This window comes from Elizabethkingia occulta (genome assembly GCF_002023715.1).
GTDB classification, from domain to species: domain Bacteria; phylum Bacteroidota; class Bacteroidia; order Flavobacteriales; family Weeksellaceae; genus Elizabethkingia; species Elizabethkingia occulta.
On record NZ_MAHX01000013.1, the window covers coordinates 173,643 to 189,619 of the forward strand.

15 protein-coding genes are annotated in these 15,977 nt (G+C 36.4%); 12 read left to right on the top strand and 3 right to left on the bottom strand.

All coding sequences use genetic code 11. The annotated features are described in order from the left end of the window. The first annotated feature begins 11 nt into the window (after positions 1-11). The 7 genes from rimO (at position 12) to BAZ10_RS07210 (ending at position 8,313) form a co-directional block, all read left to right on the top strand. Positions 12-1,316 (top strand): 30S ribosomal protein S12 methylthiotransferase RimO, encoded by a 1,305-nt coding sequence (gene rimO, locus BAZ10_RS07180; RefSeq protein ID WP_078771483.1) that lies wholly within the window; start codon positions 12-14, stop codon positions 1,314-1,316. A gap of 212 nt (positions 1,317-1,528) precedes the next feature. Next, positions 1,529-1,894: a septal ring lytic transglycosylase RlpA family protein gene (locus BAZ10_RS07185; protein ID WP_245803770.1), complete on the top strand. Its 366-nt coding sequence runs from the start codon at positions 1,529-1,531 to the stop codon at positions 1,892-1,894. A 92-nt stretch (positions 1,895-1,986) separates the two neighbouring features. Then, positions 1,987-3,237, top strand: a complete 1,251-nt coding sequence (locus BAZ10_RS07190) for a dicarboxylate/amino acid:cation symporter (protein ID WP_059324227.1) — start codon at positions 1,987-1,989, stop codon at positions 3,235-3,237. A 16-nt stretch (positions 3,238-3,253) separates the two neighbouring features. Beyond that, positions 3,254-4,894, top strand: a complete 1,641-nt coding sequence (pafA, locus tag BAZ10_RS07195) for an alkaline phosphatase PafA (RefSeq protein ID WP_078771485.1) — start codon at positions 3,254-3,256, stop codon at positions 4,892-4,894. Positions 4,895-4,978: 84 nt separating this feature from the next. Then, positions 4,979-5,428 (top strand): hypothetical protein, encoded by a 450-nt coding sequence (locus tag BAZ10_RS07200; protein ID WP_078771486.1) that lies wholly within the window; start codon positions 4,979-4,981, stop codon positions 5,426-5,428. Between the two features lie 55 nt (positions 5,429-5,483). Further along, positions 5,484-7,568, top strand: coding sequence for a WG repeat-containing protein (locus tag BAZ10_RS07205; protein WP_078771487.1), 2,085 nt, complete (start codon positions 5,484-5,486; stop codon positions 7,566-7,568). A 13-nt stretch (positions 7,569-7,581) separates the two neighbouring features. Beyond that, the gene (locus BAZ10_RS07210) at positions 7,582-8,313 is read left to right on the top strand and encodes a hypothetical protein (RefSeq protein WP_078771488.1); all 732 of its coding nucleotides are present in this window, start codon (positions 7,582-7,584) and stop codon (positions 8,311-8,313) included. A 47-nt stretch (positions 8,314-8,360) separates the two neighbouring features. On the opposite strand, the gene BAZ10_RS07215 is transcribed toward BAZ10_RS07210, so the two are convergent. Next, positions 8,361-8,909: a DUF4136 domain-containing protein gene (locus BAZ10_RS07215; protein WP_021348875.1), complete on the bottom strand. Its 549-nt coding sequence runs from the start codon at positions 8,907-8,909 to the stop codon at positions 8,361-8,363. An 11-nt stretch (positions 8,910-8,920) separates the two neighbouring features. Next, positions 8,921-9,094 carry a DUF5522 domain-containing protein gene (locus tag BAZ10_RS19045; RefSeq protein ID WP_021348876.1) on the bottom strand — a complete coding sequence of 58 codons (174 nt, stop codon included), beginning with the start codon at positions 9,092-9,094 and terminating at the stop codon, positions 8,921-8,923. 35 nt (positions 9,095-9,129) lie between these two features. Here BAZ10_RS19045 and BAZ10_RS07220 point away from each other — a divergent pair, with 35 nt between their 5' ends. Genes BAZ10_RS07220 through hemL form a run of 4 tightly spaced genes read left to right on the top strand, consistent with a single transcriptional unit; the run spans position 9,130 to position 12,680 of the window. Further along, on the top strand, positions 9,130-9,456 hold the full coding sequence (locus BAZ10_RS07220; protein WP_059324233.1) for a hypothetical protein: 327 nt from the start codon (positions 9,130-9,132) through the stop codon (positions 9,454-9,456). A gap of 1 nt (position 9,457) precedes the next feature. Further along, positions 9,458-10,369 (top strand): 1-aminocyclopropane-1-carboxylate deaminase/D-cysteine desulfhydrase, encoded by a 912-nt coding sequence (locus tag BAZ10_RS07225; protein ID WP_078771489.1) that lies wholly within the window; start codon positions 9,458-9,460, stop codon positions 10,367-10,369. After that, the gene (locus BAZ10_RS07230) at positions 10,366-11,406 is read left to right on the top strand and encodes a glucosaminidase domain-containing protein (RefSeq protein WP_078771490.1); all 1,041 of its coding nucleotides are present in this window, start codon (positions 10,366-10,368) and stop codon (positions 11,404-11,406) included. Before BAZ10_RS07225 ends, BAZ10_RS07230 begins: the two co-directional genes overlap by 4 nt. Continuing rightward, positions 11,406-12,680, top strand: coding sequence for a glutamate-1-semialdehyde 2,1-aminomutase (gene hemL, locus BAZ10_RS07235; RefSeq protein WP_078771491.1), 1,275 nt, complete (start codon positions 11,406-11,408; stop codon positions 12,678-12,680). Before BAZ10_RS07230 ends, hemL begins: the two co-directional genes overlap by 1 nt. A 58-nt stretch (positions 12,681-12,738) precedes the next feature. Here the strand turns inward: hemL and BAZ10_RS07240 are convergent, their stop codons facing one another. Further along, positions 12,739-13,419: an aspartate/glutamate racemase family protein gene (locus tag BAZ10_RS07240; protein ID WP_078771837.1), complete on the bottom strand. Its 681-nt coding sequence runs from the start codon at positions 13,417-13,419 to the stop codon at positions 12,739-12,741. An 89-nt stretch (positions 13,420-13,508) separates the two neighbouring features. Between BAZ10_RS07240 and recG the strand changes: the two genes are divergently transcribed. Continuing rightward, positions 13,509-15,599: an ATP-dependent DNA helicase RecG gene (recG, locus tag BAZ10_RS07245; RefSeq protein WP_021348880.1), complete on the top strand. Its 2,091-nt coding sequence runs from the start codon at positions 13,509-13,511 to the stop codon at positions 15,597-15,599. Positions 15,600-15,977: the final 378 nt, after the last annotated feature.

Here is a 15,977-nt window from a genome sequence, read left to right on the forward strand (position 1 = left end):
AAAATTGACAAATGCGGACAAAATCTTCTAACAAAAAGAAAATTAATATTGTAACACTCGGGTGTTCCAAGAATGTATATGACTCCGAAGTATTGATGGGGCAGCTTAAAGCCAATGGCAAAGAGGTGGTTCATGAAGACAAGGGAGATATTGTTGTAATTAATACCTGTGGATTTATTGATAATGCTAAAGAAGAGAGTATTAATACAATTCTGGAATATGTAGAACTTAAAAACCAGGGTGCTGTAGAAAAAGTTTTCGTTACAGGATGTCTTTCCGAAAGATATAAGCCGGATTTAGTAAGAGAAATTCCGGATGTGGATCAGTATTTTGGAACCCGCGATCTGCCAATTTTGCTAAAACATTTAGGAGCAGATTACCGTCATGAACTGGTAGGAGAGCGTCTTACCACAACGCCGAGACATTATGCTTACCTTAAAATTTCTGAAGGCTGCGACAGACCGTGTACTTTCTGTGCAATACCTTTAATGAGAGGTAATCACATTTCTACGCCGATAGAAAACTTGGTGAAAGAAGCTGAGAATTTGGCTAAGAATGGTGTAAAGGAATTAATTCTTATCGCTCAGGATCTTACCTTCTACGGATTAGATATTTATAAAAAACGTGCATTAGGTGATCTTCTGAAAGAGCTTGTAAAAGTAGAAGGAATTGAGTGGATTCGTCTGCACTATGCATTCCCTACAGGTTTCCCGGAGGATGTATTGGAAATTATAAAAGAAGAACCTAAAATCTGTAACTATATAGATATTCCGCTTCAGCATATTAATAATGATGTTCTAAAGCGTATGAAGCGTGGGACTACTTTCGAGAAGACCAATGCTTTATTGGATAAGTTCCGTGAGAAAGTTCCGGGAATGGCTATCAGAACAACTCTTATCGTAGGTTTCCCTGGTGAAACTGAAGAGCATTTTGAAGAATTGAAAAACTGGGTAAGAGATCAGCGTTTTGACAGATTAGGCTGTTTTACCTACTCTCACGAGGAAAATACTGGCGCATTTATTTATGAAGATGATGTTCCTGCAGAAGTTAAAGAACGTCGTGTAGAAGAAATTATGGAAGTTCAGCAGCAAATTTCATATGAGATAAATCAGGAAAAAGTTGGTAAGACCTTCAAATGTCTGTTCGATAGAAAAGAAGGAAACTACTTTATCGGAAGAACAGAATTCGATTCTCCGGATGTAGATAATACCGTTTTGGTACCTGCGGAAAATACGTATATCAGTGTAGGAGAGTTTGTTAATGTAAAAATTACTTCTGCCGACGATTTCGATTTATACGGAGAAGTTGTAGACTAATACATTAATTTGTATTTAAATAATAGAATCAAGGGATAACCCTTTACCATAGCCGGAAGATTAGTCTTCCGGCTTTTTTGTTTGTTGAAAATGGTGTGTTTTTTTTAATTAAAAATCTGATAATCAGTTTGTTTATATGTGGATAAGGTGCGTGAGAACCTGTCAAAATAAAAATGCTTATTTTTGGCTCCTGTATGAAATTGATAAAACGAATGAGTAGAGTTATATTTCTGTTAACCCTGCTGCCGGCAATTGCTTGTGGTACGGTTAGTAATATGAAGTCAGGCGAAGAAAAGTCAACAACAGTTTCTTATTACAGCGATACGTTTAACGGGCGCAAGACTTCCAGTGGTGAGGTTTTCGATAATGCTAAACTAACCGCTGCGCACGCAAATCTTCCTTTCGGTACCAAAGTATTGCTTACCAATGTTGCCACAGGAGACACAGTAACCGTAAAAGTAAACGACAGAGGATATCTTCATAAAGGAAGAGCCTTCGATATTACGAAGTCAGCTTTTAAGAAATTAGGAGATGTACGGAAGGGTGTACTGAAAGTCACTTATAGGGTATTAGAATAAAGAAAAGCCTCGTATACAGAGGTTTTTTATTTAATATATACTAAATCAGAACTACAAGAAAATTAAATTATATTTGCAGGAGAGACAATTTTATGAAAGGACAAAATAAACTTTTTATTTCTATTATCGCTGCCCTTGTATTGGGTGTAATTATAGGAGCCATTGTTCACTTTAACTATCCAAAGGAAACTATCGATACTTTTTCCAAAAACATTAAACTTTTAGGTAGCTTATTTATTCGTCTGGTACAGATGATTATTGCGCCATTAGTATTCTCTACATTGGTAGTAGGTATCGCTAAAATGGGGGACATGAAAATGGTTGGACGTGTTGGTGCTAAAGCAATGACATGGTTCATTACAGCATCTTTAACATCATTATTAATAGGTCTGGTACTGGTTAACATTATGAAACCGGGCGAAGGGACTGATATTGTAATGAATGTAAGCGATGCAGGAGACTTATTAAAAACACAAGGTGAATTTACATTGGAACACTTTGTTAACCATATGGTGCCAAAGAGTATTTTCGAAGCTTTTTCCACAAATGAGATTCTACAGATTGTAGTTTTCTCTGTAATTTTTGGAATTGCATTAGGTGCTTATGGTGAAAAAGGACAAATGGTAACAGACTTCCTGGACAAAATAGCTCACGTTGTATTAATCATGGTAAACTATGTTATGTGGTTTGCGCCTTTAGGAGTATTGGGAGCCGTTGCAGCAGCCGTTGCAAAATACGGTTTCGAAATATTTACCCTTTATGCCCATTACTTACTGGCATTCGTTCTGGGTATTGCAACACTATGGGCTGTACTACTTGGAGTTGGTTATCTGGTATTAGGAAAGAGACTAAAAGACTTATTAAGACATATAAAAACACCTTTATTAATTGCATTTACGACGACTAGTTCTGAAGCGGTTTTCCCAAAACTTGTAGAAGAATTAGAGAAATTCGGGGCACAGAATAAGATTATTTCATTTACACTTCCTTTGGGTTATTCCTTTAACCTGGATGGTAGTATGATGTATATGACTTTTGCATCTTTATTTATTGCTCAGGTATATGATATTCATATGCCTATTGAAAAGCAGTTACTAATGTTATTGGTATTAATGCTTACCAGTAAAGGTGTTGCTGGTGTACCAAGAGCATCGCTGATTGTAGTAGTGGCTACATGTTCAATGTTTGGTATTCCGCCAGAAGGTATTGCCTTAATTCTGCCAATCGATCACTTCTGTGATATGGCGCGTAGTATGACCAATGTATTAGGAAATGCATTAGCTACAACAGCTGTAGACAAGTGGGAAGGACACGTTGCAGTAGAGCAGGAAATTATACATTAATAAATTAAAAATAATCATGTTAACACCGAAGAAGTGGTTGCTGGGAGTTCTTGTAGTATCAGGAATGCTGGGAGCCCAAAAAACTAATGCAGTACCAAGACCTAAACTTGTGGTAGGACTGGTAGTTGATCAGATGAGATGGGATTATCTTTACCGTTATTATAGCAAGTATGGTGAAGGAGGTTTTAAAAGAATGCTGAATACTGGTTTTTCGTTAAATAATGTTCATATAGACTATGTACCTACAGTTACGGCAATCGGACATACCTCAATATTTACAGGTTCTGTTCCTTCTATCCACGGAATTGCAGGAAACGACTGGTATGATAAAGAATTAGGGAAAAGTGTTTACTGTACATCCGATGAGACAGTACAGCCGGTAGGAACTACTTCTAATGCTATGGGACAGCATTCGCCAAGAAATCTTTGGTCTACAACTGTGACAGATCAGTTGGGATTGGCAACAAACTTTACTTCTAAAGTTGTAGGTGTTTCATTGAAAGACAGAGCATCGATTCTGCCTGCAGGGCACAACCCGACAGGAGCATTTTGGTTCGATGATACTACGGGTAAATTTATTACCAGTACATACTATACTAAAGAATTACCTAAATGGGTAAATGATTTTAACAATAAAAATGTTCCGGCTCAGTTGGTAGCCAATGGCTGGAATACACTATTGCCAATTAATCAGTATACAGAAAGTTCAGAAGATAATGTAGAGTGGGAAGGTTTATTAGGAAGTAAGAAAACACCTACATTCCCTTATACAGATCTGGCTAAAGATTATGAAGCTAAAAAAGGATTAATCCGTACTACACCATTTGGAAATACTTTAACTCTTCAGATGGCAGATGCCGCTATTGATGGTAACCAAATGGGAGCTGATGACATTACTGACTTCCTTACAGTGAACCTGGCTTCAACGGATTATGTAGGACATAACTTTGGTCCAAACTCTATAGAAGTTGAGGATACTTATCTGAGATTAGACAGAGATTTGGCTGACTTCTTCAGTAACCTTGATAAAAAGGTTGGAAAAGGAAACTACCTTGTATTCCTTTCTGCCGATCACGGTGCAGCACATTCTGTAGGCTTTATGCAAGCGCATAAAATGCCGACAGGCTTCTTTGTAGAAGACATGAAAAAGGAAATGAATGTTAAGCTGAAACAAAAATTCGGCGCTGATAATCTAATTGCAGCTGCAATGAACTATCAGGTTTATTTCGATAGAAAGGTTTTAGCAGACAGCAAATTAAAGCTGGACGATGTAAGAGATTATGTAATGGAAGAGCTTAAGAAAGAGCCTTCTGTTCTGTATGTTCTTAGCACAGAAGAAATAGCAGAAGCTTCAATACCGGAACCAATAAAGTCCAGAGTAATCAACGGCTATAACTGGAAAAGAAGTGGAGATATTCAGATAATTTCTAAAGACGGATATCTTTCAGCATACTCCAAAAAAGGAACAACACACAGTGTATGGAACTCTTATGATTCACATATTCCTTTACTCTTTATGGGGTGGGGTATCAAACAGGGAGAGTCCAATCAGCCATACCATATGACGGATATTGCACCAACTGTTTCATCATTACTTAAAATTCAGTTCCCTAGTGGTGCTGTAGGTAAACCAATTACCGAAGTTATAGGAAGATAAACGACCAAAAATATTACTAAAATCCTGATGAGATATTTCTTGTCAGGATTTTTTTATATTTAAATAACCAAATAACAGATAACGATGAAATACTGGTATGTTATTACAATATTACTATTGGTCTCTTGGGCGCCGCAAGGCGAAATAAGTAATAATAAAGAGAAAGAGCAGCTGGACTGTTCCTGCTCAGAATATAATAATCGCTCAGTCATCGGAACCAATATACGCTTCGGCAAAAATGGAGTTTTATTTCAGTGTGCTACTGTTATCCGGGCTTATGTGGCAGATGAAAACGGAAAAAATGAACATGAAGAATCTCACATTAGCTGTATCGCTAAAAAAAGCAAAACCTATAAATTGGCAGACAGTATAACTTATTTTGGCAAGAACGATTGGGTGAAGGTACCCAAAGCCGTATTTCTGAAAAGGAAACAAACGATTATTGCTAAACCCGATGACGGTTTTTATCAGTTTGAATTGAATGAAAAACATCAAATAATTTCTTTAAATGAGTTTTATATCAATAAACGTTGATATATTTGGTTCTTAATTATTCCTATTTATTATCTAAAACTACACAAAAAATTATATGCAAATAAAAAGTTTATTAGCTTTTCTTATCATCACTATCATACTGGGATCATGCTCCAGTAAAGGAATTGAAGATATCGAAACAAAAGCTGATTATATCCAATCGCGCTCCGGAATGTCTCAGAGCCAGTTGAAAGAGCAGTTAGATAAAGACGCAAAGTTTATAAAAAGCGTGATAGATACGGCTAACAGTGTTGAACTTTCCGGTAGTTTCTCTATGAGTGGCAAAGTCTCCGGGTCAGGAACTGGAGCTGTCAGAGATACTGCGAAAGCTTTTGGTTTGGGCTCACCCGATTCTATCCGAAAAGATTTTAATGATATTAAAGAAGTTAATGCTATTCAGTCTTTCAGATTACCTGCTTCAGGATTTTCTTTTAATCCTTTGAAGAAAATGCAGAAAATAGATGCTTATGATATCAAATACAAAGTCAACAAAATTTTTGAAGGAAATAAAGAGATTAAACCTGAAAACCTGAAATTAAAACAACCGGACAGTATAGGGGTAACAGCCAGTTATTCTTTTCCTATAGCTTATGATACTTTGGTTATTAGCAAATCTAACCTCAAAGAGGCAACCTACAAAGGCACAAAAATTGAAATCGATAAGTTTGATGGACAGTCAGCTGAAATTAGCATTCCTATAGAAATAGGTTCTAAGATTATTGGGCAGCAAGGTGTAACATCAGATGGTGTATTGGTAGCAACCAGTAATTATTCGAGTTTCCCTTCCACAGGAATAAGCAATCAGGTGCTGGGAGAACTGCAGAAAATGCTGAATACCTTAAAGAAAGCGGGTGGAGAAGCTAACAAAGAAGCAACGGTTAAAGACCTGCAGGAGCTTTCCGAAAAAGCCTTTACTTATAAAAACAAACTTCAGCAACTTACAAAAGATATTGATGAATTTGCCAAAGCAGACGAAAAGAAGCTTTCTTTCGGAAAAATAATGCGTATTATAGAAGAATTTACAAAAAAGTATAAGGATCTGATCGCTCCAAAAACTTCCAAAATAGAATTAGGATTTCCGGCTGAAGTAGAAAAAATCTATTTTTATGTAGCTACAAAAGAAGAGATACTAAGCAAAGATTTAATGGCTTCTTCTTTGATAAAGCCTGAAGGAAATGAAGTGTTCTTTGATGAAAAATCCGATCGTTACGGAATCATAGACAAAAATTCCAATATTATAATTCCGGCAACTTACGAACAGTTAGAGCGAAAAGATAATCTGTATTTTACGAATCGTATAGATACAATAGAAACTTCTTATTTCCTGGATCTGAAAAATAAGAAACTGGAAAAACTGCCAGATGGTATGAGTTATAAAAGAACCCTGAATAATGATTTTTCGTTATTTAATAATAAAGAGGATTATACAGGAGTTCTGAAAAATAATAAAGATGAGATTATTCCTTTTAAATATGATGATATTACAATGGCCGGGAATGTTTTTATAGCAAAAGCTACAAAAAGAGGACGACCATACTACGATTTCTATTCTATAAAAGGAAAGAAACTGGAAACGCCATTTACAAAGGAAGTATCCACAACAGAAGGAAGCCCTAATATTGTAATTAAAGGGAAAGACAATAAGTATGGTGTAATAGATGAGAACGGAAAGCTGACAGTAGAAATGAAACCTAATGAATTGCGGAGTATCGGGCAAAATATGATTGCCTACAGAGAACTTCCTACCAAAGGAATGGAGTATATAGATCTCGAAAAATTAGGAATTATGACAGGTGACGGAAAAATAATTTCACAACCACAGTACTCCTATGTTGGTAACTTTTCTAGCGGGCTGGCTCCGGTAGCAATTTATGACTCAGGTAATTCTCCTTATTTCTACATTAATATCAAAGGACAGCCTGTTTTTAATTATAAATTTGATGAAGCCTATCCATTCTATAAAGGTTATGCGCTTATTTTATCTAGTGGCGAATATTATTTAATAGATACCAAAGGAAACAAGGTTTTAACCTTCCCGGGAGGAGCCGATTACAAAGCAGATATTATAAGTCATCCCACTGCACATTATAATATTAATGGTCAATACTACGATTACAAAGGCAACCCGGTTAAATTATAAAACATACTGAAAAATGAAAAAGATATTTATTATAACAGCAGCTTTATTTCTTCTTGGTTCGTGTAGTAAGGCACCAGAGTATGGGAAAAATGTTTTAGATCTTAATAATTTTGACTTTAAACTAAACCTTGATAAATTTTTCAAAGATGAAAACGTATTTCGAGGTAAAACCGATTACTCAATTTCATCGGAAGAGCAAAGTATTAAAAACAGCACCGTACAACAAGACTATATTCAGTACAGTACAGTATCCATGAGTAAAAAGCGTCCGCTAGCCTCATTTGCAGATGTAAAGTTTGAATCTTTAGGCCTATGTTCAGACGAAAATGATGAAAAGGTATTGTTAGTAAGTGCTCAAACCGATTATGCGACGTCAGCTGATATTATTAAAATTATTGACCAGTTGAACAAGGATTTTGGAGAAGCGGAGATTAAAGATATTGGTGGAAATGGTGATGAGCTGATCCTGAGATGGGCAAAAGGAGATAAAGTAAGTATTTTCTCCGTGCGTATTCCGTTTACTCTGGAAGGTGCTTCTAATGAAAATAGTACTAATGATTATTTCAGTCAGAGTAATGAAGATAAAAAGAAAGAAAAGTTCAATAATTCTTTATATCAGCAGCTAAAAGATAAAATAAAAGAAGAGAAAGAGATAAAATGTACACTTTTCTTTTCCAAGGCGGATTTTGATAAAGCTTTAGATCAGGCTTCAAGTTACTCAGGAGATTTAACTTCATACAGATAAAAAACGCCCCGGAAAACCGGGGCGTTTTTATACTCAAAAATTATGAATTATCTTTTGTTCTGCATTTGTTGCGGAGGATAATTTTTCAATACCTCAGCTACCATATTAGGAATTTGTTTAGCTTTGGTTTTAGGACTGTCTACATTCAATCCACTACCGATTCCCTGCCATACTAATTTGTTGGTACGGGAGTCAACAAAATCCATTACCAATGTACCTCTGTTATAGTAGTCTGTGTAGGTTCTGTTATATCCCCAACCCATTCCCCAGTAAGGACCTCCCCAGCCCATTCCCCAGCCGTAGCCCCAAGGTGAAGTGGTTTGGATATCCTGGATTTCTTTATGTGTAGCTTTCAGATTAATTACAAGGTCTGCAGGAGAAGCTTCTGTCATTCCTTTAGCGTTCATCTGTTGTCTGATGGAGCCAATAACACGCTCCCTGTCAATATCATTCAGTTTAAGATCGTTCTGACGGATTTCATAAGTCCGATATTGGTTGAAACTGGCACTCTGATCATAATCAGATCTTACATTGAAAGGACTACATGATCCTAAAGTAAGTATTGCTGCCAGAGCTATGATTACGTAATTTTTCATAATAGAGTCAATTATTTTTTCTTTTTGTTGAACGTATCTGTTTTTTTATCATACCCATACGGGCAGTGTTTACAACCATTCTTACAGCAATAACCACGCCTTAAATGGAATTTTTCAGTAAAAACTTTATAACCTTGTTCGTTATAATAAAAGTCTTCATTTTCTTTGATTGTATTCTCCTGCATAAGTTAAAATCTTAAATGATTTTTATCTTTGTCAAATGATTTTGGTATGTAAATCTTTACTCAAAAATACAAAAATTACGGCGATAACGTTGTTCCCTTTCATTCTGTTGAAAAAAAAAGAATTAAAGGAAGATTTTGTATTGCTCAACCATGAGAAAATTCATCTGCGGCAACAGTTAGAATTGCTGATATTGCCGTTTTATATTTTGTATATGATAGAATACGGAATCAAGTATTTTAAACTGAAAAATGCACACAAAGCTTATCTCGCTATTTCCTTCGAGCGGGAAGCTTATGCAAAAGAAGATGATTTTGATTATCTGAAAAAAAGAAAATTCTGGAATTTTATAAAATATTGGTAGCATGCTGACTCTCCCAAAAACTGAAATACCCATTCAGAAAATTAAATCCGGGGATGTGGAAATTTTTCTGAAAAGAGAAGATCTTATTCATCCTGATATTTCCGGAAATAAATACTGGAAACTATTTTATAATGTCAATCATTATTTAAATCAAAAAATAGAAAAGCTCTTTATCATTACATTTGGAGGTGCTTTCTCAAATCATATTGCTACAGTTGCAGCGTTTGGCAGGATTTTTAGTATTCCTACTATGGGGATTATCCGGGGGGAAGAACTGGAAGCCAGATTTTTAGAAAATGTTACACTGAGAAAAGCGCATGAAAATGGGATGGACTTTAGGTTTGTAAACCGAACAGACTATCGGGATAAAGATGCAATAACAGAAAAACTTCGGAAAGAGTTCCCGGAAGCACTAATTGTGCCGGAGGGAGGAAGCAATCCGCAAGCTGTTGAGGGTGTGAAGTTTATGCTGACAGAACATACAAAAGATTTTGATTACCTTTGCACGGCTGTTGGGACAGGTGGAAGTATTGCGGGGATTTCTAAGTATGCAAAAGAAAACCAGAAAGTTATCGGATTTACAGTTGTTAGAGATACTACTCTCGAGCAAAAGATCAGAGAACTGAGTACTAAGAATAACTTTAATCTGATTGAAGCAGATTACGGAGGCTATGGTAAAATATCCGACGAAATTGTACGTTTCATAAACGATTTTTGGAAGCAATACAATATCCCACTGGATCCTGTGTATACAGGTAAGATGATGATGAGACTCTTTCAGTTAGTCGAGGAAGGATTTTTTCCTGCCGGCAGCAGAATATTGGCCTTCCATACAGGAGGTTTGCAGGGAATTGAAGGAGCCAACCAATTATTAAGAAATAAAAACAGAAATACGATAGAGATTAGGTTATGAAGAAACTTTTAAGTATATGTCTTGTTGTTTCGGCATTTGCAGTAAAAGCCCAAACGTGGAATACAGAAGAGCAATATATCCAGAGATTTGCTCCTTATGCTGTAGAAGAAATGGAATTGTATAAAGTACCTGCAAGTATTACTCTTGCTCAGGGGCTTATTGAAACAGCTGGAGGGCAAAGCCGCCTGGCTCAGGAAGGGAAAAACCACTTTGGTATCAAATGTAAAGAAACCTGGACAGGAAAAACAATGTCCCATACGGATGATGCTCCAAACGAATGCTTCAGAGTTTATGAATCTCCCAAAGATTCTTACAGAGACCACTCTCTGTTTTTAACAACCAGAAAGCATTACAGTCCACTTTTCCTTTTAGATGTTAAAGATTACAAAGCTTGGGCTTACGGACTTAAAAGATCCGGATATGCAACCAACCCTAGCTATGCTCCGGCACTAATCAGAAAAATTGAACAATACAGACTTTATGAGTTCGACAATATCTCGAGTGATAAAGTTTATGCAACATTACTAAACAGATATCCTGACCTTAAAAACGATGCTGTATTCATGGCTCAGGTATCTCAGAATAAGAAAAATAAAGATATTCCTGTTCAGACAGTGGTTTATCAGGAACCTAAAAAGAAAGCTGAAGAAACAAGACTTGTTACACCTCAGGCTATTTTAGACAATATTCTGGTGAAAAATCACCCTAATGGAGATTTGAAATTCATCGTAATTCCTGAGAAAATAGATCTTTCTTTTATTTCTCAGAAATACGGAGTTTCTGTATCCAGATTAATGAAGTACAACGAATTGGATGGAACTCAGTTACAGAAAAACCAGATCGTATTTTTAGAATCTAAAAACTCTTCCGGAAATCAGAAAACTTACAATGCAAAAACAGGAGAAACGATGTATGATATCTCCCAGAAGTTTGCAATAAAACTGGCAAAACTTTATAAAAAGAACAGAATGTCTTTTGGAGAGCAGCCAGTAGCCGGTCAGTTAGTATATTTAGATTCTAAAAAACCAAGAAATTAATGTTATACCAAAGAAGTAGTGCTCTTTTCGATGAAGCACAACGTTATATTCCGGGAGGAGTTAACTCTCCCGTTAGAGCTTTCAGATCAGTAGGAGGAGTTCCGGTATTTATGAAGTCAGCAAAAGGAGCTTATCTTACGGATGCAGATAACAGACAATATGTGGATTATATCAACTCGTGGGGACCTGCAATTGTAGGACACACTCATCCTGTGGTATTAGAGGCAATTCAGAAACAAGCGGAAAGCGGTTTTTCTTTTGGAGCACCAACTGAGTTGGAAACCGAAATTGCAAAACTTATTACAAGTGTTGTTCCGAATATAGATAAAATCAGAATGGTATCTTCCGGTACAGAAGCATGTATGAGTGCTATTCGTTTAGCACGTGGCTATACCGGAAAAGATAAGTTTATAAAATTTGAAGGATGTTACCATGGTCACTCAGATTCATTCCTGATTAAAGCAGGAAGTGGAGCTGCAACCTTTGGAGATCCAAACAGTCCCGGAGTTACAAAAGGAACAGCTCAGGATACTTTACTGGCAAGATATAATGATATCGAGCAGGTAAAAGAATTATTCAGCCAGAACGAAGGCCAGATTGCTGCAGTTATTGTAGAACCTGTTGCCGGGAATATGGGTTGTGTACTTCCTGAAAATGATTTCCTGCAAAAACTAAGACAGATTTGTGATGAGCATAAGGCCCTACTTATTTTTGATGAAGTAATGACAGGATTCCGTCTAAGTATGGGGGGAGCACAAGAAGCTTTAGGTGTCAATGCAGATATCGTAACTTTTGGTAAAGTTATCGGAGGCGGGATGCCGGTAGGCGCATTTGCAGCCCGTAATGAAATTATGGATAATCTTTCTCCTTTAGGAAGTGTATATCAGGCAGGAACTTTAAGTGGTAATCCATTGGCAATGCGTGCAGGTTTAACAACATTACAATTGATTAAAGAAGACAAAGACTTCTTCAGCAGGATTAACAAAACAACAGAAACTCTGGATCAGGAGATTACCAAAATTCTTACTGAAAAAGGAATCGCACATCATATTAACCGTTTTGGAAGTATGATGTCGGTATTCTTCAATACCGATAAGGTTTCTGATTTTGATGAAGCTGCACAGGCAGATCATACTACATTTAATAAATTCTTCCACCATTTATTAGCGGAAGGTATTTACCTGCCACCAAGTGGATACGAAACATGGTTTATTTCCGATGCAATTAAAGATGTAGAAGTGGATAAAACATTGGAAGCGATCAGAAAGTTTTAAGATTAATACTTTTATAGATAATAAAAATGAGCCTCAAAAGGGCTCGTTTTATTTTTTGTTAGAATATACTCATTGCTTTTTCACATTGGATTTGCAGGGTGTCTATAAGATTCACCGGGCTATCCATTTGCTTATACAAAAGAGGGATTTCTGTACAGCCTAATATAAAGGCATCCAGATGGCTGTATTTTTCATTAAGTTTTTCAAAATAAGCTATATATTCTGGTGTTACAGGTTTTCCGGAAGAAAGCTGAATTTGTATTTTCTGGATTTCCGTTCTCTCTTCTTCGTCCGGAATTACAACATTAATACCGGCCTGAATAAGAGGTTCCTTAAAGAAATCGCTTTCCATTGTATACTTGGTACCAAGAAGTAAAACATTTTTATAGTTATTATTTAGAATATATTCTTTGGTAAGTTCTATAATATGGAATACCGGAACATTGATTTCTAATTCATGTTTTATAAGATCAAAAGCTTTATGCAAGGTATTGTTGGCAATCATTACACAAGATGGATTGCTATCCAGTAGAACATGGAGTTCTTTTTTTAATAGTTGTGGAATTACATCCCAGCCATCATTATAATTGCTTTTGATTTCATTGTAGTCAATGCTGTAGAGTAAAATCGGACACGAATGAAAAGCACCAAACTTTTGGTGGTAAAGCTTGTTGAGGGTTTCATAGTATAATATTGTAGAAGGATAACTGGTACCTCCTAATATTCCTATTTTTTTCATTACTGAAGGGTAATTTAATTTTAGGGTTAAGGTATAAAAACTTTTATAATCCGTTACTTTTCCCGAAATTCGGGCAGCAAATATAAGATTTGGAATTATCAACTCCTATAGAATACCTTAAAGGCATTGGGCCAGAGCGGGCGAAGCTCATTAAAAACGTTTTGGATCTCCATAAGGTAGAGGACTTTCTGACCTTTTATCCCATTCGTTATATCGACAAAAGTAAACTTTACAAAGTTGGTGAATTAAGAGAAATAAACAATGAAATTCCGCTGAAAGGCAGGATTACCGATATTCAGGAAGTAGCATATGCCAAGGGGAGGCGTATGGTAGCCAAATTCAGAGATGAAACCGGAACAATGGAATTGGTATGGTTTAAATATTCTAAATGGCTGAAAGAACAGATTCCACTTAATACAGAAGTTATAATCTTCGGAAGAGTGCAGATTTTTAACAATGTATTCTCTATGCCACATCCGGAAATTGAGAAAAATGAGAATAAAGAAAACTCCCCGACACTTTTGCCTGTTTATTCAAGTAGTGAAAAACTAACAAAACGTGGGATAAATAATCGATTTTTTCAACAGATTTTATTAGACATTGTACTGAATGTTCCTACGTTTATTGATGAAAATCTTCCTTCTGGTTTAATGAAAGGTCTCAAGCTGATTTCCAGAGTAGATGCCTATCAGAATATTCATTTTCCTAAAAATAATCAGTGGCAGAAAGCTGCAGACAGGAGACTAAAATTTGAGGAAGCATTCTTTTTTCAATTGGGTTATGGCTTGAAAAAGAAACATAACAAAACTTCGTCCTTGGGAAATCCTTTTCCGCTAGTTGGAGATTATTTTACCGGATTTTATGAAAATAACCTTCCGTTTGAACTCACAAATGCTCAGAAAAGAGTTCTGAAAGAAATAAGGAATGATATGAAGCTTCCGGTGCAGATGAATAGATTACTGCAGGGAGACGTTGGATCCGGAAAAACAATGGTCGCTCTTTTGTCCATGCTCATAGCATTGGATAATGGATTTCAGAGTTGTTTGATGGCTCCGACTGAGATTTTGGCTCAGCAGCATTTCAATGGTATCTCCGATCTTTTATATGGAACCGGCATCGAAGTAAAACTATTAACGGGATCTACTAAGGCATCAGAGAGAAAAGTTATCCACGAAATGCTGGAAAACGGAACCTTGCCTATTATTGTAGGTACACATGCTTTATTGGAAGATAAGGTAAAATTCAAAAAACTTGGGCTGGCTATTATCGACGAACAACACCGTTTTGGAGTAGCGCAGCGGGCGAAGCTATGGGCTAAAAATGTAATACCACCACATATTCTGGTGATGACGGCAACTCCTATTCCGAGAACCCTGGCGATGAGTTTCTATTCGGATCTTGACGTTTCGGTAATCGATGAAATGCCCGTTGGAAGGAAGCCTATTGTTACAGCACACCGCAAAGAAAAAGACCGTTTGTTTGTTTTCAATTTTGCGAAGGAAGAAATTGCTAAGGGTCGCCAAATCTATTTTGTGTATCCGCTAATTGAAGAAAGTGAAACACTGGATTATAAAAATCTGAATGAAGGGTTCGATACTGTAAAAGAATTTTTCCCTGTACCCGATTACGATGTGGTTATGCTTCATGGTAAAATGAAGCCCGATGAAAAAGATGCTGCGATGCAGTATTTTGCCAGCGGTAAAGCGCAGATTATGGTTGCCACTACTGTAATAGAGGTAGGGGTGAATGTGCCGAATGCCTCGGTAATGATTATAGAAAGTGCTGAAAGATTTGGTTTGTCTCAGTTGCATCAGCTGCGTGGCCGTGTGGGGCGTGGTGCAGAACAAAGTTATTGTATTCTGATGACGTCTGATAAAATGACACAGGAAAGCCGGAAGCGTATCAAAACGATGGTAGAAACTAATGATGGATTCAGAATTTCTGAGGTCGATATGGAACTTCGTGGACCGGGAGATATTCTGGGAACACAGCAGAGTGGGGTTATAGACTTTAAAAAACTGGACCTGATGCAAGATTCCAATATTATTAAAGCAGCAAAAGAATGTGTGGAAAAGTTATTGGAAACAGATCCTTTATTGGCTTTTCAGGAACATCAGGGAATGAAGAGTTATTATGTCCGACAGTATAAAGGAAAAAATAAATGGGCTAAGATTAGCTAATAAAATTTTAATCTATTTTACATTCTGCAGACTTTGTCTTGATTAAATAACTCTTTCAAAAGCCTTAGACAGGTTCAGTATGATATGCGGAACAGTATTTGTTATATTATATTGTCAGGCTAAACCTGTTGAACTAAACTACTAGCAAAGTATTATAAATTGAAATAAGCTCTAAAAATATGACGTTTTTGATCTTTCATCTGAATTATATTTGCTTTACCTGATCAAGATAACGTTCCTCTGGAACGCTCTGAATTTTTATAATTATAATCTATTGAGATTAAGCTCCTAAAGGAGCTCCTCAGTCATTATTTCGAACTACATTTTCTTTACTATCATAATATGAGAAATCAGCAAGATGCTCCGAAGGAGCCTTAT

Coding starts and splice junctions, on each gene's coding strand:
- BAZ10_RS07230 (WP_078771490.1), top strand. CDS start 10,366: ATGAAGAAACTTTTAAGTATATGTCTTGTTGTTTCGGCATTTGCAGTA.
- hemL (WP_078771491.1), top strand. CDS start 11,406: ATGTTATACCAAAGAAGTAGTGCTCTTTTCGATGAAGCACAACGTTAT.
- BAZ10_RS19045 (WP_021348876.1), bottom strand. CDS start 9,094: ATGCAGGAGAATACAATCAAAGAAAATGAAGACTTTTATTATAACGAA.
- BAZ10_RS07205 (WP_078771487.1), top strand. CDS start 5,484: ATGCAAATAAAAAGTTTATTAGCTTTTCTTATCATCACTATCATACTG.
- BAZ10_RS07240 (WP_078771837.1), bottom strand. CDS start 13,419: ATGAAAAAAATAGGAATATTAGGAGGTACCAGTTATCCTTCTACAATA.
- BAZ10_RS07210 (WP_078771488.1), top strand. CDS start 7,582: ATGAAAAAGATATTTATTATAACAGCAGCTTTATTTCTTCTTGGTTCG.
- BAZ10_RS07220 (WP_059324233.1), top strand. CDS start 9,130: ATGATTTTGGTATGTAAATCTTTACTCAAAAATACAAAAATTACGGCG.
- BAZ10_RS07185 (WP_245803770.1), top strand. CDS start 1,529: ATGAGTAGAGTTATATTTCTGTTAACCCTGCTGCCGGCAATTGCTTGT.
- BAZ10_RS07200 (WP_078771486.1), top strand. CDS start 4,979: ATGAAATACTGGTATGTTATTACAATATTACTATTGGTCTCTTGGGCG.
- BAZ10_RS07225 (WP_078771489.1), top strand. CDS start 9,458: ATGCTGACTCTCCCAAAAACTGAAATACCCATTCAGAAAATTAAATCC.
- pafA (WP_078771485.1), top strand. CDS start 3,254: ATGTTAACACCGAAGAAGTGGTTGCTGGGAGTTCTTGTAGTATCAGGA.
- BAZ10_RS07190 (WP_059324227.1), top strand. CDS start 1,987: ATGAAAGGACAAAATAAACTTTTTATTTCTATTATCGCTGCCCTTGTA.
- rimO (WP_078771483.1), top strand. CDS start 12: ATGCGGACAAAATCTTCTAACAAAAAGAAAATTAATATTGTAACACTC.
- BAZ10_RS07215 (WP_021348875.1), bottom strand. CDS start 8,909: ATGAAAAATTACGTAATCATAGCTCTGGCAGCAATACTTACTTTAGGA.